The following is a 20,311-nucleotide window of genomic DNA, read 5'->3' as shown; positions in this document are numbered from 1 at the left end:
GAGGAGGCGCCCATGGCCAGCCAGGACTGGTTCGAGAAGGACTTCTACGCGATCCTCGGCGTCCCCAAGGATGCCGACGAGGCCGCGATCAAGAAGGCGTACCGCAAGCTCGCGCGGCAGCACCACCCCGACCGCAATGCCGGGGACGCTGCCGCCGAGCGGCGGTTCAAGGACATCGGTGAGGCCCACTCCGTGCTCTCCGACAAGAAGCAGCGCGAGGAGTACGACGCGGTGCGCCAGATGGCGCAGGGCGGTGCCCGCTTCCGCGCCGGCGGCCCCGGTGGGGCCGGCGGCTTCGAGGACGTTTTCTCGGCCTTCGGTGGCGGAGGGGGTGGCCAGCGGGTGCGCTTCTCCACGGGCGGCCCGGGCGGCGCCGGTGGTGCGGGGGCCCAGCCCGACCTCGACGACCTCCTCGCGCAGATGTTCGGCAGTGGCGCCGGGGCGGGCGCCGGTGCGCGTGGAGCCCGCGGCGGCGACCCGTTCTCCGGGTTCGGAGCCCCCCGTGGACCTCGCCCGGGCGCTGACGTCCAGGCCCGCACGACCCTGAGCTTCCGCGATGCCGTTCAGGGCGCCACGGTGACCCTGTCGACCCCCGAGGGTCGCCGGATCACGACCAAGATTCCTGCGGGGGTCAAGGACGGGCAGAAGATCCGGCTGCGTGGCAAGGGAGCCGACGGTGACCCCGGGGCACCCAAGGGCGACCTCATCCTCACGGTGACCGTCGAACCGCATCCGGTCTTCGGGCGCGACGGTGACAACCTCACCCTCGACCTGCCGGTGACCTTCTCCGAGGCCGCACTCGGGGCCACCGTCGCCGTGCCCACCCTCGATGGCACCCCGGTACGGGTCAAGGTGGCACCGGGGACCCCGAGCGGCCGGGTGCTGCGCGTCAAGGGACGTGGGGTCACCGGGCGAGGCGGCACCGGCGACCTGCTCGCCAAGGTGACCGTCATCGTGCCCCAGCGACTCACCGACGCCGCCCGCAAGGCGGTCGAGGTGCTGCGGGAGCAGGAGGCCGACGTCGACCCGCGCGCCGCCCTGTTCGAGCAGGCGAGCGGCTGAAGGAGGACGCCATGACGTCGTTCCAGTACGCCGCCTTCAGCCCCGACGACGAGACCCCGGTCTTCGTCATCTCCGTCGCGGCCGAGCTTGCCGGCATGCACGCCCAGACCCTGCGTCAGTACGACCGACTGGGCCTGGTCACCCCGTCGCGCACCCGAGGGGGCGGTCGCCGCTATTCCCAGCGCGACGTCGCCCTGCTGCGCGAGGTGCAGCGACTCTCGCAGGACGAAGGGGTGTCGCTGTCGGGGATCGCCCGCATCCTCGAGCTCGAGAACGAGGTGGCCGCCCTGCGCTCGCGGGTGGCCGAGCTGAGCGCCGAGCTGGATGCCGTCCGGGCCGCATCCGGTCGCGTCACCCGGGTCTTCTCGGTCGCCCCGAGCGGCGACGTCTACGCCGCGCGCCTCGGCGAGCGGCCACGGCACGGGCGCTCGCAGGCTCTCGTCGTGTGGAACCCGACCCGATCCTCCTGAGGTCCTGACCCCCGGGGTTCAGGCCGCGGTGGTGCGCTGCCGGGCCGTCGCGGCCACGGTGACGGCCGCCGCAACGAGCGCGGCGACGCCGACCAGCGCGGAGCGCGGCTCGTCGGTGAAGCGCCCGACGGCGATCCACCCCAGGCCCCAGACGATGGCGGCCGCGACCGCCCACCGGCCGCCGAGCCGGCGCGCGAGGACCACCGCGACGAGGGCGGCCACCGCGAGCACCGCGGCAGCAAGCACCTCGGCGACCAGGCCACCGGGGTCGACCCCGCTCGCCACGAACGCGGCCGTGACGTTGGCGCAGGCCGCCACGGCAACCCAGCCGAGGTAGAGCCCGAAGGTGCCGTCCACGATGACCGTCTCGGCATGGCCGTACGACGGGTTCGCCTGCAGCCGGGCCACGAGCAGGCCGAGGGTGACGACGAGCCCGGCCATGACGAGAACGCTCACCCAGATCCAGCCCTGCTGGGTGACGAGCAGCCAGAGGGCGTTGAGCACCATGGATGCCGCCGCGAGCCACCCGATCGCCCGGTGCCGACGGTCGGTCGCCTGGTCGGGCAGCCACTGCCACACGGTGTAGGCGGCCAGGCCGAGGTAGATGGGGGTCCAGATCGAGAAGGCGGGGCCGGCGGGGGCGATGAGCGTGGCGTCCGCGGCCAGTGCGCCCCCGGACGACTCCTCGACCCGGGTGCCGATGACACCGACGCCGACGAGCGTCCCGATGACGCAGAAGACCTCGGCGAGGGTGACGGCGACCTGCCGGGTTCGGTCCGAGCGGGTGGGGTCGGTCCGGGGGGAGGCAGTCGGGGTCGAGGCGGCCATGCCGTCATTGCACCACGGGCCCGGAGGGACACGGGTCCCACGAGCAGCGGCATTCAGGGCAGTTTCAGGTTGGGGCGATATCGTCGATGCGTTGCGCACGTCGTGCCTCGGCTGTTGTGCGTCTTCACGAGACGAGAAGGTCGATAGGGCATGTCCGACGAAGAGCCGTTGAGCTCTCCAGGGCGGCCGGGAGGCTCCCGGCCGCCGGTGAGTCGTGCCGAATTGCGCTACCCGCCGCAGACCTACTACCGCAGCGTCGCCCTCGGCACGGTGTTTCCCGGCCTGGGCCTGCTGCGCACCCGGTGGCGCGCTCTCGGAGCCGGCCTTATCGCCGTGACGATCGCCGTGCTCGGCTTCGCCCTCGTGCGCCTCTGGCGCGGAGGGGTCCTGCGTTCGGTGCTCGACGCCAGTGTCCGCCCCGAGGTGCTCCAGTGGGTCGGCCTCGGCGTGCTCGTCGGCGCGGTGCTCTGGGTCGGGTCGATCGTCCTCACGGCGGAACAGACTTGGCCGCGCCGGCAGACGGCCGGTCGTTGGGCGCGAGTGGCCTTCGCGGCGGTGGCGTGCCTCATCATCGCGGCACCGGCCTCGCTCGCCGTGCAGTTCCTCGAGATCCAGACCTCCGTCATCAACGAGTCCTTCGGCGGCGTGACCGACGACAACAACAACGGCCTCACCGGTGGCACCAAGCAGGATCCCTGGGCGGGGACCGAGCGCGTCAACACGCTGCTCATCGGGTCGGATGCCGGTAAGGACCGCGTCGGGGTGCGCACCGACTCGCTCATGGTGGTCAGCACGAACACCAAGACCGGTGACACGCTGCTCATCGGCATCCCGCGCAACCTCGAGTTCGTTCCCATCCCCGACGACAACCCGCTGTCGACGGTCTGGCCGGACGGCTACAACTGTGGCGACGAGTGCCTGATGAACGGCATCTGGACCCTGGCCGAGGACCGTCGGGACCTCTTCCCCGGGGTCGAGAGCCCCGGCCGGCAGTCGACGATCGACGTCGTAGGAGCCATCACCGGCCTGGAGATCGACCACTCCGTCGTCGTCAACCTGCGGGGGTTCACCGCCTTGGTGGACGCCATGGGTGGTGTCGAGATCAACGTCCAGGAGCGGGTGTGCACCGACTGCTCCAGCCGACCCGGTGGCGGCATCAAGTGGACCGACGGGGTGGAGCGGTGGATCGAGCCCGGCGTCCAGCGCCTCGACGGCCACGACGCCCTGTGGTACTCGCGCTCGCGCGCCGGCAAGGACGACTTCAGCCGGATGCGCCGTCAGCGCTGCATGGCCGGCGCCCTCATCGACCAGGCGGACCCGGTCTCACTCCTGCGCAACTACCCCCAGCTGGCCGCGGTCGTGAAGAACAACATCGACTTCGACATCCCGCAGCAGGACCTGCCGGCGTGGGTCGACCTCATCCTGCGCGTGCAGGATGGCGGGTCCATCCGCTCGCTGCCGTTCACCAACAAGGTCGTCAGTCCCGGCAACCCTGACTACGCCGAGATCCGCCGGCTCGTGGAGAAGTCGCTCGACCCGCCCGCGAAGTCCACGGCATCCCCCAAGCCGTCGGCCACGTCGAGCTCCACCTCGACCACGGGCACCGAGCCGTCACCGTCCCCGTCGCCGACCGAGTCCCCCGACGACTCGGAAGCCAACGAGCTCGCGGCGACCTGCTGAACGGCATCCACCTCCCGTGAGCGACGGCGGCCGACCTCTCCACGTCGTGGTCATGGGGGTGTCGGGCTGCGGCAAGAGCACCGTCGCTGCGAGGGCTGCCGCCGCCCTCGGGTGGTCGTTCGCCGAGGGGGACGACGCGCACCCGCCGGTGAACGTGGCCGCCATGCGGTCGGGGCGCGCCCTCACCGACGACGATCGCTGGCCGTGGCTGAACGACCTGGCGGCGTGGATCGCCGGGCACGACGCGGCCGGCCGGTCGAGCGTCCTGGCGTGCTCGGCCCTGCGCCGGCCCTACCGTGACGTGCTGCGTTCGGGGGGCGGCCGGGTGCTGTTCGTGCACCTCGACGGCCCGCCCGAGGTGATCAGGTCGCGGCTGGCCGAACGCAGGGGCCACTTCATGCCCGCATCGCTCCTCGCCTCCCAGTTGGCGGCCCTCGAGCCGCTCGCGCCGGACGAGAACGGTCTCGCCCTGGACCTGCGGGACCCTCCGGGCGCGCTCCTCGAGCGGCTGCTAGCCCACGTGAGCGACCAGGCTTGAGTGGAATAGACTCAACTTTGGCACGGTTATCCCTGATGTAGATCTGCCCTGATTGCTGCAAGGAGACCCCATGGAACTGAAACCCACCGCGAAGGTGGCCGAGGCGCTGGCCATCGCCCAGCGCACGGCCCAGACCGCGGGTCACGCCGAGATCACCCCGGCACACCTCGTGCTCGCCCTGGTCGAGCAGGAGGGCACGACCACCCCGGCGCTGCTGGAGGCGGCCGGAGGTTCGGTCGACGCCGCTGCGGCGTCGGCCCGTTCGACGTTGTCGGGGATGCCGCGCAGCACCGGAGCGACCGTTGCCTCGCCGGCGTTGGGTCAGGCAGCGCTCGGTGTGCTCCAGCAGGCGTCGACGCTGATGACCGCGCGGGGGGACACCTACCTCTCCACCGACCTGCTCGTGCTGGCCCTGGTCGAGAAGGGCGCGCTGCGCGGCGACGCCAAGGCCCTCGAGGCCCGGATCGACGAGCTGCGCGGGGGTTCCCGGGTGGCCACCGAGAACCCGGAGGAGACCGGCGAGGCGCTGGCGAAGTACGGCACCGACCTCACCGAAGCCGCCCGTGAGGGCCGGCTCGACCCGGTCATCGGTCGTGATGACGAGATCCGTCGCGTCGTCCAGGTGCTCAGCCGCCGCACGAAGAACAACCCCGTGCTCATCGGCGAACCGGGTGTCGGCAAGACCGCCGTCGTCGAGGGCCTGGCCCAGCGGATCGTCGACGGCGACGTGCCCGAATCACTGCGGGGCAAGCGCCTCATCGCCCTGGACCTCGGGGCCATGGTCGCCGGGGCCAAGTACCGCGGCGAGTTCGAGGAGAGGCTCAAGGCCGTGCTCGAGGAGATCAAGGACTCCGCCGGGCAGGTCGTGACCTTCATCGACGAGCTGCACACCGTCGTCGGCGCCGGGGCGACCGGCGAGTCCGCGATGGACGCGAGCAACATGCTCAAGCCCATGCTCGCCCGTGGTGAGCTGCGCCTCGTCGGGGCGACGACCCTGGACGAGTTCCGCGAGCACATCGAGAAGGACCCTGCGCTGGAGCGCCGCTTCCAGCAGGTCTTCGTCGGCGAGCCGAGCGTCGAGGACACCATCGCCATCCTGCGCGGCCTCAAGGAGCGCTACGAGGCGCACCACAAGGTCGAGATCGAGGACAGTGCCCTGGTTGCCGCGGCCTCGCTCAGCGACCGGTACATCACCGGCCGCCAGCTGCCCGACAAGGCCATCGACCTCGTCGACGAGGCAGCCTCGCGCCTGCGGATGGAGATCGACTCCAGCCCCGTCGAGATCGACGTGCTGCGACGCGCCGTGGACCGGCTGCGCATGGAGGAGCTGCACCTGGCCAAGGAGACCGACGACGCGTCGCGCGAGCGGCTCGACCGCCTGCGCGCCGACCTCGCCGACAAGACCGAGGAGCTCGCGTCGCTCACGGCCCGTTGGGAGTCCGAGAAGTCCGGCCTCAACCGGGTCGGTGACGTCAAGGCCCGCCTCGACGACCTGCGCACCCAGGCCGAGCGGCTCCAGCGTGACGGTGACTACGAGGGAGCCTCGCGGGTTCTCTACGGGGAGATCCCTGCGCTCGAACGTGAGCTCGAGGCGGCCCAACAGGCCGAGTCGGCCACGGCATCCGCTGACCTGATGGTCAAGGAACGGGTGGGGGCCGACGACATCGCCGAGGTCATCTCGGCATGGACCGGCATCCCCGCGGGGCGCCTGCTCCAGGGCGAGACCGAGAAGCTGCTCGCCATGGAGTCGATCATCGGATCCCGGCTCATCGGGCAGGCCGAGGCGGTGCGCGCCGTCTCGGATGCCGTGCGGCGCTCGCGGGCCGGCGTCGCCGACCCTGATCGGCCGACGGGCAGCTTCCTGTTCCTCGGGCCGACCGGTGTCGGCAAGACAGAGCTGGCCAAGTCGCTCGCCGACTTCCTGTTCGACGACGAGCGCGCGATGGTGCGCATCGACATGTCGGAGTACAGCGAACGGCACGCGGTGGCGCGACTCATCGGTGCCCCTCCCGGCTACGTCGGGTACGAGGAGGGTGGTCAGCTCACCGAGGCCGTGCGACGTCGGCCCTACTCGGTCGTGCTGCTCGACGAGGTCGAGAAGGCCCACCCCGAGACCTTCGACATCCTGCTCCAGGTGCTCGACGACGGGCGACTCACCGACGGTCAGGGGCGCACGGTCGACTTCCGCAACGTCATCCTCGTGATGACCTCGAACCTCGGCTCGCAGTTCCTCGTCGACCCGCTGCTCGAGCCCGGCGCCAAGCGGGAGGCCGTGATGGCGGCGGTTCGGCAGGCCTTCAAGCCCGAGTTCCTCAACCGGCTCGACGAGGTCGTGCTCTTCGACCCGCTCTCGCGGGACGAGCTCGCCGACATCGTGCACCTTCAGGTACGGGCCCTCGGGACCCGGCTGCGTGACCGCCGGATCACCCTCGAGGTCACCGACGAGGCGACGGCCTGGCTCGCCGAGCAGGGCTTCGACCCGGCCTACGGTGCCCGGCCCCTGCGCCGGCTCGTTCAGCGCGAGATCGGTGACCGGCTCGCGACGGCGCTGCTCGCCGGGAGCGTGCGCGACGGTGACACCGTGACCGTCGACCGTGGCGAGGACGGCCTGACCCTGCGCTGAGCGCGACTCACCGGGCTCTGTCACAAGCCCCACATATTGCGAACCACCCACCTGGCACGGGCTCTGGACGGGCCTGACCGGGTGGGTGGTTCGCAAGAGGTCGGGCGTGGTCGCGGGATACTGTTGCGGCCATGCGCCGACTTCCCACCCTGATCGCCGCTGCCGGTCTCGTCGCCGTGCTGGCCGGGTGCTCGGGAGAGGCCGAAGCCCCGCAGGTGCCGCCCACCGAGCAGCTGGCAGCAGCCAAGACCGCCTTCGACGCGGCGAAGACCGTGAGCCTCACCCTGACCAGCCGGGACGTCCCGCCCCGAGAGAACGGCGTCACCGCCGCCAAGGGGGTGGGGGTCATCGACGCCACCGAGCCGAAGTTCCAGGGCACCATCACCGGCACGGTCGAGGGCATCGCGGCGACCATCGACGCGATCGCCATCGGCGACACGGCCTACCTCAAGCTGTTCACCCCGCAGTACGAGGAGACCGACCTCACCTCGTTGAACGCCCCCAACCCGGCGCAGTTCTTCAACCCGGCCACCGGCATCTCCAGCCTGCTGCCGAAGACCGGCGACGCCAAGGATGCCGGCCAGACCCGCTCGGGCCAGGACGTGCTCGACCGCATCGACGGCACCCTGGACGGCGCGCTCGTCGAGGACCTGCTCCACCTCGGCGACGGCACGGGCACCTTCGCCGTCAGCTACGGCCTGACCGAGAGCAACGAGCTGCGCACCGCCACGCTCAAGGGGCCGTTCTTCCCCGGGGTCGAGGCCACCTACCTGCTGACCATGACGGACTATGGCGCCCCAGCGACGATCACCCGCCCCTAGGGCACTGCTCACGACGGCTGCCATCGCCGTCGCCCTGGCCGCCGCCGACACCTACGTCGTCGTCCTCGCCCTCACCGACATGATGCGTGGTGTCGGGGTCGGCATCGACTCGCTCCAGCGGGCCACGCCGATCGTCTCCGGCTTCCTGCTCGGCTACGTCGCGGTGCTTCCCCTCGTCGGTCGGCTGGCCGACCTCGTCGACCGCCAGCGGGTGCTGCTCGCCTGCCTGGGGGTGTTCGTCATCGGGTCGGTGGTCACCGCCCTGGCGGTCGAGCTGCCCGTGCTCGTGGCCGGCCGGGTGGTCCAGGGCGTCGGCGGGGGAGGGCTCGTGCCGGCCACCCTGGCCATCGTCGCCCAGCTCTGGCCGCCGGACCGGCGCGGGGTGCCTCTCGGTGTCGTCGGGGCGGTGCAGGAACTCGGGTCCGTGCTCGGCCCGGTGCTCGGGGCCCTCGTCCTCGTCATCGCTGACTGGCGGGCCATCTTCTGGCTGAACGCGGTGCTGGGTCTGCTGCTCGCCGGTGCGGTGCTGTGGGTCGGAGGCGGAGCGCTGCCGAGGCCGCGCCCACGCGTCGTACTGCTCGCAGGGCTGGCCGCGACCGTCGGCATCCTCGCGCTCGCGGCCCCCGAGTCCCTCGCGACGAGCGTGCGCTGGGGTGTGCCGTTCGTTCCCTTCAGCGACTCGACGTCCCGGCTCGCCACCCCGATCGGGCTCGTCGCGGGGGTGCTGCTCCTGGCGGCCCTGCTGGTCGGCTCCCGTGGTGCGTGGGCCCTGCTGCGCCGGGCGGACCTGCTCGGGGCACTCCTCATCGGAGGAGCGCTCGGCTGCATCGTGCTGACCTTCGCCGCAGCCGAGCCGGAGACCGAGGTCGTCGGTCCGCTGGGCTACGCATTGCTCCCCGTGGCGGTCCTGTTGTCGATCGCGTATGCCGTGCACCAACGCCGCTCGTCCTCGCCCCTGGTGCCCCGTGGTCTGGTGCGTGGTCGCCTCGTGTGGGCCCTGATCGTGTCGGTGCTCGTCGGGGTTGCCTTGGTGGCCGTCATCGTCGACGTCCCGCTGCTCGCCCGCCTCGTGCACACCACCGACCAGACCGAGGCGGCGCTGGTGCTCGTCCGCTTCCTCATCGCGGTCCCCGTCGGGGCGCTGGCCGGAGGCTGGGCGCTGCGCCTGCTGGCCAACGGTGTGGTGGCAGCAGCCGGCCTCGCCCTCGCTGCCGTCGGCCTCGCCGTGATGACGACGTGGGGTCGCGGGTCGCTCGAGCAGGGCCCGTCGACCGTGGTGCTCGCTGCAGTGGGCCTCGGGATCGGGTTGGCCCTGGCCCCGGTGAACGACGCGGCACTCGCGGGAGCCACCCACGACGCCCACGGCACGGCATCCGCGCTCGTCGTCGTGGCCCGGATGGTCGGCATGGTCGTCGGGATCGCGCTGCTGACAGCCGTCGGCCTCCACCAGTACTACATGGCGGTTGCCGCCCTGCCCGACCCGACCGACACCGACGCGCTCAAGGATGCCGCGGTGCTCCAGGTGGCGTGGGCGTTCCGCGGGGCTGCGGTGGCCGCCGCTCTCGGGGCGCTCGCCTCCCTGGCGCTGGGGCTGCGCCGCCGTGCAGGTGGGGAGCGGTCGGCGATCCTGGGGCTGTGACGTCGTCGCTGTGGGCAGGCGAATCAGGTCGAGTGAGTTGCCCTCAGGGGTTGATCATCGAACTGGTGTTCGTATAAGATGAGTCATGGACATCGGGGGATGTGGTCTGAGGGAGCGGCGCAGCGCGATTGAGACCGCGCGTGAGGCGTTGCGTGGGCTCGGTGCGGTCCTGCACGAGGCTCAGGGGTCGGAGCTGGCCGAGTTGATGGGCGTTGTCGACGACGTTGCTGCGCAGGCGGGGGCGGCGCGGGTCGCGATCACGGTGGAGGCGATGGGCCGTGGTGAGATCGAGGCCGCGGGAGTGAACGTGCACACCTGGGTGCGTGACCACGCGCCGTCGCTGCGGCAGGGCGGTGCGTTCCAGGTGGCCAGGGTGGCGTGCGCGGTGTCTCCGACCCCGTCCCGGTGGTGCCCGCAGGGACAGGTCGTCGATCCGGGGTCGCCGTTGGGCATCGTGTGGGCGGAGGTGCAGGACGGCACGGTGTCACCGGCGTTGGCGTGTGCAGCGTTGCGTGAGGTTGAGCGGTTGGCGCCGATCGTGCGCGATGAGGTGTTGCCGACGGTGACGGCGTCGATGCTGGAGCTGGGGGTGGCGTGGGGGCCGACGCAGCTGCGCAAGCTGCGGCCGCGGCTGATCGCGGAGTTCGGGCGGGCGGGGAAGTTCGATGATCTGCAGGCCCGGTTGGCGTCGGCGGCGCGGTTGTCGATGCCAGTGGTGGAGTCCGGTGATCTCACCGAGTACCAACTGGTCATGACGCCGGAGCAGGCGGCGGCACTCGAGGCCGCGATCGGGCCGTTGTCCGCGCCGGCGCCCAATGACGAGACGGGGGAGCGAGACCTTCGCCCGGCGGGGCAGCGGCGGGTCGAGGCACTGGCGTTGGTGTGCCAGCGGTCGTCCGCCGCAGACGCGGACCAGCGCGGTGGTGTCGACGGGGCTGCTGGGTCGGGTGCGGCGCTGCACGTGAGCATGACGGTGACAGACCTTCAGGCGGGCACCGGGTTTGGTGAGGTGCTGGCCTCGACCGCGACGGGGGCCATGCTCTCCCCGTCGGTGGTGCGGCGTCTGGCGTGCTCGGCGGCGGTCGTGCCGCAGGTGCTGGGGTCAGCCGGGGAGCCGTTGGACGAGGGGCGGGTGGAGCGGTTGTTCACCAGGGCGCAGCGGCGGGTCCTGATGGGTCGAGATCGGGGGTGCACCTACCCGGGGTGTGGGGCTCCGGCGGCGTGGACGCAGGCGCATCATGTCGTGCACTGGCTCGATGGTGGCGCGACCGACCTGGACAATGCTGCGCTGCTGTGCCAGCGGCATCACACGGTGGTGCATGACCGGCGGTACGTCGCGCAAGTGCGGGCGACCCCGGATGAGCTGGGGCGGTTCGTCGTCTGGGACCGCACCGTGGGGTCGTACGACCAGTACCTGGAGGCGGTGCGGGCGGAGCGAGCGGTGGCTGATCCGCGCCCGCTGACACCGCAGCGGCTGGCTGAGCTGCTCGCCGCGATCCGAGCCGATGATCCTGACGAGCAGCACTGGGCCAGGCTCGAGCTCGACCTCGAACGTGACGAACACGAGCAGTGGCGGCAGTCGCAGGACTGGGCTGACCTGCTCGAGAGCATGCCCCCGCGAGGGGCCGAGCAGGCTCAGGCGTCGAGCTGCACGACGACCGGCGCGTGATCGCTGGCGCCGGTGCCCTTGCGCTCCTCGCGGTCGATGACGGCACCGGCCACCCGCGCAGCGAGTGACGGCGAGCCGAGCACGAAGTCGATGCGCATGCCGCGGCGCTTCTGGAAGGCCAGGCGCTGGTAGTCCCAGTACGTGTAGACGCCCGGCCCCGGGGTGTGCGGGCGCACGACGTCGACGAATCCGGCATCCAGGAAGGCGTGGAACGCCGCGCGCTCACCGGGCGAGACGTGGCTCTTGTCGGCGTAGTACTCCATCGACCACACGTCGTCGTCGGTCGGGGCGATGTTCCAGTCGCCGCACAGCGCCACCGGGGTGCCGTCGGCCGCCCAACCCGTGGCCTGGTCGCGCAACCGGTCGAGCCACGACAGCTTGTAGGCCATGTGCGGGTCCTCGAGGGCGCGACCATTGGGCACGTAGAGCGACCACATCCGGATGCCGCCACACGTCGCCCCGATCGCGCGGGCTTCCGCGGTGGCTGGCTCCCCCCAGCCGGGCGCGCCGTCGAAGCCGACCTGCACGTCGTCGAGGCCGACCCGTGAGGCGATGGCGACCCCGTTCCACTGGCTCACCCCGTGGTGGGCGACCTGGTACCCGAGCGCCCGGAACCGGTCGTACGGGAACTGCTCGTCCTTGGCCTTGCTCTCCTGGATGGCCAGGACGTCGACCTGCGAACGGGCCAACCAGGCCTCGACGCGGTCGATGCGGGAGCGGATCGAGTTGACGTTCCAGGTGGCGATGCGCACGCCGTCACCCTACGCAACGTCGGGGCGCACCCGCCCGGCCGGCTACGCGAGGATGCGGGCCTTCTGCGTCTCGAACTCGGCGTCCGTCCGCACACCCGAGGCCGCAGCTGTCCGAGCCGCTCCAGCTGCTGGAGCATCTCTTCCGTCCCCGAGGCTTGGGCCAGGGCCGGCGGGGCAGGGCGGCGAAGCCAGCGGCATCCGCACGGCCGTCGGGGAACTCGACGGCGACGTACGAGACGGGTCCGAGGTGGTCCGTGATGTCGAGGGGGCTGGCGTCGTGGGAAGTCGCAGCCGCACTGTCGCACCGGGGTCAGGATTTCTGTACCCCGTTCGGGTGACGGCTCGCGCCCTGCTCGTGGCCACGGCATACAGTCGCGACCATGACCACGGCACTCGTCACCGGTGCGTCGGCCGGGATCGGCCACGCCTTCGCCCAGCGACTCGCCCGCGAGGGCCACGACCTCGTCGTCGTCGCGCGTGACCGCGCCCGGCTCGAGCGTCTCGCCGCGGATCTGCGGGCAGCGCACGGCGTCGACGTGGAGGTGCTCGTCGCCGACCTGTCCGACCGCCACGCGACGGATGCCGTGTGCGCGCGTCTCGCGGACGCCGACCGTCCCGTCGACCTCCTCGTCAACAACGCGGGCTTCGGCCTGGCCGGATCCTTCCTCGACAACGACGTGGCCCAGGAGGAGGCCGGGCTCGACGTCATGGTCCGGGCCGTCATGCTGACCTGCCACGCGGCGGGTCGGGCGATGCGGGCGCGCGGCCACGGCGCCATCGTCAACGTGTCGTCGGTGGCGTCGTTCATCGCGCACGGCACCTACTCGGCCGAGAAGGCCTTCGTCACGGTCTTCTCGGAGGGGCTCGCGAGCGAACTGGCCGGCACCGGGGTGACGGTGACCGCGCTGTGCCCCGGCTTCACTCGCACCGAGTTCCACCAGCGGGCCCGGATGAAGTTCTCGGCGCTGCCCGAGTTCCTCTGGCTCGACGCCGACGACCTCGTGCAGCAGGCGCTGACCGACGTCGCTGCCGGCAAGGTGATCTCCGTGCCGGGGGCGCAGTGGAAGGTCCTCGCGACCACCGTGCGGGCCCTGCCCCGTCCGCTGGTGCGTGGCGCCGGGGTGCGTGCCCTGCACCGCTTCCGCCGGGACTGATGCGACCGGGTCGGTGCCCTACGGTTGACCCGTGACCGACATCGCCGCTGACCGTGCCCGCCTCCTGCAGATCGTCCGCGACAAGGCGATCGTCCACGGCCGGGTGACCCTGTCCTCGGGCCGTGAGGCCGACTACTACGTCGACCTGCGCCGCATCACCCTCGACGGGGAGGCCAGCCCGCTCGTCGGCCGGGTCATGCTCGACCTCACGGCTGACCTGGAGTTCGACGCGGTCGGCGGCCTGACCCTGGGCGCCGACCCGGTCGCCACCGCGATGCTGCACGCCCGGGCCGCGCAGGGTGGCCGCCTCGACGCGTTCGTCGTGCGCAAGGCCGGCAAGGCCCACGGGCTCCAGCAGCGCATCGAGGGCCCGTCGATCGCGGGCCGCCGGGTGCTCATCGTCGAGGACACCTCGACCACCGGGTCGTCGCCTCTGGATGCCGCGCAGGCGGCCCGGGATGCCGGAGCCACCGTCGTCGCGGTCGCCACCATCGCCGACCGGGCGACCGGCGCGGCGGAGAAGTTCGCGGATGCCGGGCTGGAGTACCGGCACGTCTTCGGCCTCGAGGACCTCGGCCTCGCCTAGGAGACTGCTGAACAAGGCGGTGTGCGAGTGACGGTTTCCTCGTGAGGACGGGCAGGTCACCTCAAGGCGGTCTGTGCCGCAATGGAAAGTCAGCGCTCAAGGCGCGACAACGAGTTCGTCCTGCCCGTCGTATCGACCTTGCGCCCGGTGCGTGGGGCCTGTCAAGGGCCGTGGCCCCCTTCTTCAGGTCAGCGCCCAGGCCCCGTCCTGGTGGGTCAGCCCGAGCGCGAGAAGGCGGCGCAGGTTGAGCGCGGCGGAGCGGTGATGCAGCCAGGCGTTGTTCTTGACCACGCCGCGGTAGGGCACGCGCCGGTTGCCGCGGGTAAGCCACGCGATGGAGCGTTCGACCATCGGCCGATGCTGGCGGTACACGGCTTGGAAGTCGGGATGCTCAGCGCGTGCCCGGTGCTCGCGTTGGAGCTGATGGTGCTCGCCGAGGCTGACTTTGCGGCCGGTTGCGGCGGTGGTGCATCTGGCATGTAGCGGGCAGCTACTGCAGGCAGCACCAAAGGTGGCGGTGCCTTTAGTGCTGACCCGCCGGGTGATCCCGGCCGGGCAGGTCAACGTGGCGGCCGCGCTGTCGTGGGTGAAGTCGTCCAAGGTGAAACCATCCTCGACCGCGGGCCGCGACGGCCAGGGTTTGACGACCGGCTCCCAATTGCGCCCGGCGAGGGTGGCGAGCATCGGCCCCGAGGCGTAGGCGGAGTCACCCAGGACCTGCACGTCGGTGGCGTCGGCCAGGGTGGGGTCGGTGGTGACCAGGTCGGCGCCGACCGCGGCGTCGGAGTTTTGACTCCCGTTGGTCTTGGTCAGTGCGACCTTGGTCATCAGCCCGGTGTCGGGCTCGATGACGACGTGGGCCTTGAACCCGTCCTGGCGACGCTGCCGCGTCTTGTGCGCGTGCCGGGCGTCGGGGTCCACCGTGGAGATCACCCGGTCCGGTGCGGTCTTGCGGGCGATCCGCCACCGCCCGTCGGTGCCGTCGGAGCCTTGCGCGGGTTCCACGTCCTGCCCGGCGACCAGCGCCAGCAGCGCGATGGCCTCGGCTGGCTTCCCGCCCGCCGCCTCGATGGCGTCGGTGTCGAGCGCGCCCAGCAACGCCGCGGCGTCGTTGACCAGGGCAGTGACCAGGTCCTCACGCGCGTCGTGGTCGTCCCACGCGATCCGCGGCTTGCCCGTGGCCGTGTAGTCCTGGCCCGTGACCACGGCCAACCGGGTGCAGTGTGCGGACACCAGCGTCGGGGCACCGTCGACCTCACGGGTGACCCGGCGGATCGACGCGATCAGCTGGGTGACCGTGTCCTGACGGGCGACCGCGTCGTCGAGCACGGTGGAGTCCAACGCTCGCCGCGTCTTGCCGGCCAGGACTCCTGTGGCGGTGATGACCTCACGCACCACCTCGAAGATCCGCTGCGGACGCTCACTGGCCGCGAGCTGCTTACGCCAGTACGTCAACGTCGAGGGGTGGAACCCGGACGCGTCGACCGCGTACCCGCACGCCGCTTTCCACCGCAGGTCGAACGTGAGCGCGTCAACCGCCTCACGGTCGGAGTACCCGTGCAGCGACTGCAACACCAACACCGACGCGATGACCTCGGGCGGGATCGAGGGGCGGCCCCGCCCCGAGGGGAACAAGTCCGTGAACAGCTCCGGCGGGAACAACGCATCGCGGTGCTCAGCCAAGAACGCGAACACGCTCCCAGCCGGCAACAGATGCCCCGCCAACGACTCCACATCCAGCAGATCACGCTGCCGGTCAGCCTCACCCTGCATGACCCCAACGATCCCAGCCCAAGGTCAACCCGGCCCCCCGCCACGCGGATTCTTCAGCAGTCTCCTAGAGCCACCTATAGCACTCCAGCCACCCGGATCCGGGTGGCTGGAGTGCAATGCGTCAGCGGGTGTGCTCAGTGCCGGTCGGCGAACTCCTTGATCTCGCCGGAGGCCAGGCGTGCCCGGTAGCTGGCGAACTCACGTCGGATGACGTTGCGCAACAGGTAGAGACCGATGAGGTTGGGGATGCTCATCATGAAGATCATCGAGTCCGAGAAGTCGATGACCGAGCCGAGGCTGGCGACAGAACCCAGGACGGTGAAGCCGAGGAAGATGACCTTGAAGACGTTCTCCGCCAGGGGGTTGTCGCCGAACAGGTACCCGGTGGCCTTCATGCCGTAGTACGACCAGCTGATCATGGTCGAGAAGGCGAAGAGCACCACGGCGACGGCGAGGACCTTCGGGAACCACGGCAGGACGGAGGCGAAGGCGTTCGAGGTCAGGGCCACACCGCCGAGTTCGGACGCTGCGGGGTCGAGGTAGGCCTTGGTGATGATGATCGTCAACGCCGTCATCGTGCAGATGACGATGGTGTCGATGAACGGCTCGAGCAACGCCACGAAGCCCTCGGTGGCGGGCTCCTTGGTGCGTACCGCGGAGTGGGCGACCGAGGCCGAACCCAGACCGGCCTCGTTGGAGAACGCCGCCCGCTGGAAGCCGACGATCAGGGCGCCGATGATGCCGCCCGCTGCGCCCTCGCCGGTGAAGGCGCCGTCGAGTATCGAGCCGAACGCCGCCGGGATCTCCCCGAAGCTGCCGACGAGGACGATGAGGCACGCACCGAGGTAGAGCACTGCCATGAACGGCACGATCTTCTCGGTGACCTTCGCGATGCTCTTGATGCCGCCGATGATCACCGCGCCGACGGCGGCGGCGAACAGCAGGCCCATGATCCACGTGTTGCGGCCGAGGAAGCTCTCCTCGCCCCCGACCTGGCTGACGATCTGGGCGGTGGCCTGGTTGGACTGGAACATGTTGCCGCCACCGACCGCGCCACCGATCATGCAGACGGCGAAGAACGCGGCCAACCCCTTGCCCAGGCCCGGCTTGCCGAGGTCCTTCACGGCATCCCGGAGGTAGTACATCGGGCCACCGGAGACGGTTCCGTCGGCGTGCTCCTGGCGGTACTTGACCCCGAGCATGCACTCGGCGGCCTTCAGGCTCATGCCGAGGAAGCCCGCGACGATCATCCAGAACGTCGCGCCGGGACCGCCGATGGCGATGGCGATGGCGACACCGGCGATGTTGCCGAGACCGACGGTGCCCGACACCGCGGTGGCGAGGGCCTGGAAGTGCGACACCTCACCGGCGTCGTTGGGGTCGGAGTACTTGCCGCGCACGAGGTCGATCGCGTGCTTGAAGCCGCGAACGTTGATGAAGCCGAGCCAGATCGTGAAGAAGATCGCGGCCGTGATCAGCCAGATGACGACGATGCGGATCGTGTACTCGCCATTGGCGGACGGGCCGTAGAAGACCAGGCCGGTGATCCACCCCGACACCTTGTCGAACAGCGTGGCGTCCGGTGCGAACTCGGGGACCGGGCTCGGGAAGGTGATCGGCTTCGGTGAGAGCGCGAAGATGACGACGTAGAAGGCGGCGACGACTGCGCCGATGATGCCGAGGGTCTTGGTGGCCGACCCCATCTGCGGGGTCTCGCTGTCACGCATGGTGTTCTCTCCCATCAGGGCACCACCGTCACGGGAACGCTGGCGTGCTGAGCCAGGCGGTTGGCCACGCTGCCGAAGACGGCGTCGCGCAGCCCCGAGTCGCCGGTGCGGCCGACGATGATGTGCACGGCGCCGGACTCCGCGCTGATGTCGAGCAACGTCTCGGACGCCTTGCCGTGACGGACGATCTCCTCGTGGGGCACCCCGCCCCGCTCGCAGATCTCGACCATGGGCGCGATGACCTGTTCGGTCGCCGCCTCGAGTTCACGCTGCCGTTCACGGTGTCGGTGTTCGTTCTCGCTGGCGGTCTGGAAGGAGAACGGTGTCCAGGGGATCACGTGGACGAGGACGATCTTCCAGTGGTTCTTCTGGGCGCGATCAACGGCGAACTCCACCGCGCGGGTGGAGGCCTCACTGTTGTCGACGCCGACGACGATGGTGTCCATGGGAGGTCCTGTCTGTCGGTGCGGACTGGTCAGGTCCAAGGCAGGCTAACGCAGTGTGACCGCGGACACACCTGCTGGCATCTACGCTTGAGGCAGTTACCCGTCTCCTCGAGGAGTCCCATGACAGCCGCCCTTGTCATCGTCATCGCCATCGTGGTGCTGCTCATCGCCGTCGTCGGCTGGGCCATCGCGACCTACAACGGCCTCATCAAGCTGCGCAACCTGGTGCAGGAGGCCTGGCGCCAGATCGACGTCGAGCTCACCCGCCGGCACGACCTCATCGGCAACCTCGTCGAGACGGTCAAGGGCTACGCAGCCCACGAGCGCGGCACGCTCGAGGATGTCATCAAGGCCCGAGCTGGCGCCATGGCGCCCGGCCAGTCCCCGGCGCAGCAGGCCGAGAGCGAGAACATGCTGAGCCAAGCCCTCGGACGGCTGCTCGCCATCGCCGAGGCCTACCCCGACCTGAAGGCCAACCAGAACTTCATGGCGCTGCAGGCCGAGCTCACCTCGACCGAGGACCGGATCGCCTCGGCCCGCCGCTACTACAACGCCACGGTCCGCGACCTCAACACCCAGGTCGAGACGGTGCCGAGCAACATCATCGCCGGCGTGTTCACCATCTCCCGGGCCGAGTACTTCGAGGCCGTCGGGGAACAGCGCGAGGCCCCCAAGGTCGACTTCGGGCAGCGTGAGGCCGTCATCCCGCCGCCGAGCGGGTATGCCGGTGGCTCCGGCAACGGCCCCCAGGACACGCCCCCCGCACCCCAGGCCTGACTCCGCGGGTCCCGGGTCCACCGGGTGGTGGACCCGGCATCCACTGCATGGGTGTTCCAGCCCACGCTCCCGGGCGGGCAGTCTGGGCTCATGGACGACGCAATCACGATCAGGGGCCTGCGCAAGGCCTATGGCGGGCGGGCCGCCGTCGACGGGCTCGACCTCGACATCCGCACGGGGGAGGTGTTCGCGCTCCTCGGACCCAACGGGGCCGGGAAGACGACCACCGTCGAGATCGCCGAAGGATTTCGCAGCCGTGACGCCGGCGAGGTCCGCGTGCTCGGCACGGACCCCGAGGGAGCGGGGCGTTCCTGGCGCAACCAGATCGGCATCGTCACGCAGACCTCGGCGGGCCTGGACCTGTTGACCCCCCGCGAGGCACTCGCGAGCACGGCGAAGGTCTACTCCGACCCCCGCGACGTCGACGAGGTGATCGCCGCCGTCGGGCTCGCCGACAAGGCCGACACCCGCATCGTGGGGCTGAGCGGTGGCCAGCGACGCCGCCTCGACGTCGGCCTGGGGATCGTCGGTGGGCCCGAGCTGATCTTCCTCGACGAGCCGACCACCGGGTTCGACCCGCAGGCCCGGCGCGACTTCTGGACCCTCATCCGCGCGTTGGCCGACCAGGGCACGACGATCCTGCTCACGACCCACTACCTGGACGAGGCCGAAGAGCTCGCGGACCGGGTCGGCGTCATCGCCGCCGGTCGCCTCCTCGCCCTCGACACCCCTGCGGCGCTGGGCGGGCGGGGCACGTCGGAGGCCACGGTCAGCTGGGAGGAGGACGGCATCCGACGAAGCCTGCGAACCGCGACGCCGACCGCGCAGGTGAGCCGGCTCGCAGCCCGGATGCCGGGTGGCGAGGTCCCCGGCCTCACCGTCACCAGACCGTCGCTCGAGGACACCTACCTCACCCTCATCGCCCCCCACATCACCGACGACACCACGCAGGTGGCGTCGTGAACGCGCTCGCCCTCGGGCTGGACCGCACCATCCTCGAGCTGAAGATGTACTCGCGCGAGAAGGAGTCGGTGTTCTTCTCCTTCCTGTTCCCGATCCTGCTGCTGAGCCTGTTCTCGGTCATCTTCTCGGCCCAGTTCGAGGAAGGGGCGGGCCAGGGCGGGATGACCGCGGGCCTGTTCTTCATGCCGGGCATGCTCTCGGCCGGTGTGCTCCTCACGAGCTTCCAGACGATGGCCCTGTCGATCGCCACCGAACGTGACGACGGCACGCTCAAGCGGCTGCGCGCCACCCCCATGCCGTCGGTGGCGTACTTCCTGGGCAAGGTCGGACTCGTCGGCGTGACCTCCGTGCTGCAGACGGTGTTGCTCCTCGTCGTGGCGACGCTGTTCTTCGACGTCGACCTGCCGACCGACCCCGAGCGCTGGGCCGTCTTCGTGCTCGTCTTCGGGCTCGGCGTCTTCAGCGGCACGGTGCTCGGCATCGCGTACTCCTCGCTGGCGACGTCCCGCTCGATCGGGGCCGTCGTCATCGGGCCGATGCTCGTGCTCCAGTTCATCTCGGGCGTCTACATCGCCTTCGACGACGTGCCCACGTGGTTGCAGCAGGTCGCCGCCATCTTCCCGCTCAAGTGGATCGCCCAGGGTATGCGCTCGGTGTTCTTCCCGGCCGAGATGGCGGCCGGCGAGATGGCCGGGTCGTGGGAGACCGGCAAGACGGCCCTCGTCCTCCTGGCGTGGGGCATCGCGGGCCTGATCCTGTGCGTCACGACGTTCCGCTGGTTCAAGCGCGGAACGACGTGAGCG

The 20,311-nt window shown here is 70.7% G+C and carries 18 protein-coding genes; 13 read left to right on the top strand and 5 right to left on the bottom strand.

The genetic code is table 11. The features are described from left to right. Positions 1–12: 12 nt before the first annotated feature. A complete protein-coding gene (locus C8E84_RS09910; protein ID WP_159901720.1) occupies positions 13–1,062 on the top strand; it encodes a DnaJ C-terminal domain-containing protein in 1,050 nt (349 codons plus the stop codon). Between the two features lie 11 nt (positions 1,063–1,073). Beyond that, positions 1,074–1,532: a heat shock protein transcriptional repressor HspR gene (locus C8E84_RS09905; RefSeq protein WP_159901718.1), complete on the top strand. Its 459-nt coding sequence runs from the start codon at positions 1,074–1,076 to the stop codon at positions 1,530–1,532. Between the two features lie 18 nt (positions 1,533–1,550). Here C8E84_RS09905 and C8E84_RS09900 read toward each other — a convergent pair whose 3' ends face one another. Then, entirely contained in the window at positions 1,551–2,360 is an 810-nt protein-coding gene (locus C8E84_RS09900) for a TspO/MBR family protein (RefSeq protein ID WP_159901716.1), read from the bottom strand. 207 nt (positions 2,361–2,567) lie between these two features. Here C8E84_RS09900 and C8E84_RS09895 point away from each other — a divergent pair, with 207 nt between their 5' ends. The 6 genes from C8E84_RS09895 to C8E84_RS09870 all read left to right on the top strand — a co-directional run bounded on the left by C8E84_RS09895 (position 2,568) and on the right by C8E84_RS09870 (position 11,330). Continuing rightward, positions 2,568–4,040, top strand: coding sequence for an LCP family protein (locus C8E84_RS09895; RefSeq protein WP_159901714.1), 1,473 nt, complete (start codon positions 2,568–2,570; stop codon positions 4,038–4,040). Positions 4,041–4,056: 16 nt separating this feature from the next. Next, on the top strand, positions 4,057–4,578 hold the full coding sequence (locus tag C8E84_RS09890) for a gluconokinase (RefSeq protein ID WP_246196878.1): 522 nt from the start codon (positions 4,057–4,059) through the stop codon (positions 4,576–4,578). A 70-nt stretch (positions 4,579–4,648) separates the two neighbouring features. After that, on the top strand, positions 4,649–7,201 hold the full coding sequence (gene clpB, locus C8E84_RS09885; protein WP_159901712.1) for an ATP-dependent chaperone ClpB: 2,553 nt from the start codon (positions 4,649–4,651) through the stop codon (positions 7,199–7,201). Positions 7,202–7,332: 131 nt separating this feature from the next. Continuing rightward, positions 7,333–8,022 carry an LppX_LprAFG lipoprotein gene (locus C8E84_RS09880; protein ID WP_159901710.1) on the top strand — a complete coding sequence of 230 codons (690 nt, stop codon included), beginning with the start codon at positions 7,333–7,335 and terminating at the stop codon, positions 8,020–8,022. Then, entirely contained in the window at positions 7,991–9,661 is a 1,671-nt protein-coding gene (locus tag C8E84_RS09875) for an MFS transporter (RefSeq protein WP_159901700.1), read from the top strand. Before C8E84_RS09880 ends, C8E84_RS09875 begins: the two co-directional genes overlap by 32 nt. An 85-nt stretch (positions 9,662–9,746) precedes the next feature. Next, entirely contained in the window at positions 9,747–11,330 is a 1,584-nt protein-coding gene (locus tag C8E84_RS09870; RefSeq protein ID WP_159901698.1) for an HNH endonuclease signature motif containing protein, read from the top strand. Here the strand turns inward: C8E84_RS09870 and C8E84_RS09865 are convergent. After that, the gene (locus tag C8E84_RS09865; protein ID WP_159901696.1) at positions 11,297–12,082 is read right to left on the bottom strand and encodes an exodeoxyribonuclease III; all 786 of its coding nucleotides are present in this window, start codon (positions 12,080–12,082) and stop codon (positions 11,297–11,299) included. The two genes, C8E84_RS09870 and C8E84_RS09865, sit on opposite strands and share 34 nt — an antisense overlap. A 380-nt stretch (positions 12,083–12,462) precedes the next feature. On the opposite strand from C8E84_RS09865, the gene C8E84_RS09860 reads away from it, so the two are divergent. Both C8E84_RS09860 and pyrE read left to right on the top strand, forming a co-directional pair. Further along, complete coding sequence (locus C8E84_RS09860; RefSeq protein ID WP_159901694.1) at positions 12,463–13,236, top strand: SDR family NAD(P)-dependent oxidoreductase; 774 nt, start codon at positions 12,463–12,465, stop codon at positions 13,234–13,236. 31 nt (positions 13,237–13,267) lie between these two features. Beyond that, complete coding sequence (gene pyrE / locus C8E84_RS09855) at positions 13,268–13,822, top strand: orotate phosphoribosyltransferase (protein WP_159901692.1); 555 nt, start codon at positions 13,268–13,270, stop codon at positions 13,820–13,822. Between the two features lie 183 nt (positions 13,823–14,005). On the opposite strand, the gene C8E84_RS09850 is transcribed toward pyrE, so the two are convergent. The 3 genes from C8E84_RS09850 to C8E84_RS09840 form a co-directional block, all read right to left on the bottom strand. Then, positions 14,006–15,595, bottom strand: coding sequence for an IS1182 family transposase (locus tag C8E84_RS09850; protein WP_159901690.1), 1,590 nt, complete (start codon positions 15,593–15,595; stop codon positions 14,006–14,008). Positions 15,596–15,729: 134 nt separating this feature from the next. Then, entirely contained in the window at positions 15,730–17,337 is a 1,608-nt protein-coding gene (locus tag C8E84_RS09845) for an alanine/glycine:cation symporter family protein (protein WP_246196877.1), read from the bottom strand. Continuing rightward, positions 17,337–17,768, bottom strand: coding sequence for a universal stress protein (locus tag C8E84_RS09840; RefSeq protein WP_159901688.1), 432 nt, complete (start codon positions 17,766–17,768; stop codon positions 17,337–17,339). The genes C8E84_RS09845 and C8E84_RS09840 overlap by 1 nt, the downstream gene beginning before the upstream one ends. A gap of 120 nt (positions 17,769–17,888) precedes the next feature. Between C8E84_RS09840 and C8E84_RS09835 the strand changes: the two genes are divergently transcribed. From C8E84_RS09835 to C8E84_RS09825, 3 genes are all read left to right on the top strand, one after another. Then, the gene (locus C8E84_RS09835) at positions 17,889–18,545 is read left to right on the top strand and encodes a LemA family protein (protein WP_159901686.1); all 657 of its coding nucleotides are present in this window, start codon (positions 17,889–17,891) and stop codon (positions 18,543–18,545) included. Positions 18,546–18,635: 90 nt separating this feature from the next. Further along, positions 18,636–19,508: an ABC transporter ATP-binding protein gene (locus C8E84_RS09830; protein ID WP_159901684.1), complete on the top strand. Its 873-nt coding sequence runs from the start codon at positions 18,636–18,638 to the stop codon at positions 19,506–19,508. After that, positions 19,505–20,308 carry an ABC transporter permease gene (locus tag C8E84_RS09825; RefSeq protein ID WP_211675466.1) on the top strand — a complete coding sequence of 268 codons (804 nt, stop codon included), beginning with the start codon at positions 19,505–19,507 and terminating at the stop codon, positions 20,306–20,308. Before C8E84_RS09830 ends, C8E84_RS09825 begins: the two co-directional genes overlap by 4 nt. The last annotated feature ends 3 nt before the right edge of the window (positions 20,309–20,311 follow it).

The sequence above is a fragment of the Ornithinibacter aureus genome, from assembly GCF_009858245.1.
In the GTDB taxonomy this organism is placed as follows: domain Bacteria; phylum Actinomycetota; class Actinomycetes; order Actinomycetales; family Dermatophilaceae; genus Fodinibacter; species Fodinibacter aureus.
Note: the sequence above shows the minus strand (reverse complement) of the source record. Positions and strands in the feature narration are given on the sequence as shown.